Here is a 264-nt window from a genome sequence, read left to right as displayed (position 1 = left end):
CAGCCAGACTATCTAACTCCAAAGCTTGTTCATTAAAACCTAATAATTTTAACCCTGTTAAAGACTTCAAACGTGAGAGCGCAACATAACCTTGCCCTTTTTCAAAGGTATGCATCAGGTTAATTTCAGCAGCTTCCAAAGTCATACCTTGGCTTTTATGAATGGTAATCGCCCACGCCAAACGAAGTGGAATTTGTTGGAAACTTGCAATGACTTTTCCTGCTTCATTTTCAATTGACCATGTTTCAGGCGCTACCAGCAAAG

At 40.2% G+C, this 264-nt stretch carries 1 protein-coding gene; it reads right to left on the bottom strand.

Annotation, left to right across the window (positions count from 1 at the left end; translation table 11 throughout):
* On the bottom strand, positions 1-264 hold a 264-nt coding region (locus ACG9ZB_RS17425), incomplete at both ends, for a C-terminal helicase domain-containing protein (protein WP_419326863.1).

The organism is Acinetobacter johnsonii, from assembly GCF_048551975.1.
GTDB classification, from domain to species: Bacteria; Pseudomonadota; Gammaproteobacteria; order Pseudomonadales; family Moraxellaceae; genus Acinetobacter; species Acinetobacter johnsonii_A.
Note: the sequence above shows the minus strand (reverse complement) of the source record. Positions and strands in the feature narration are given on the sequence as shown.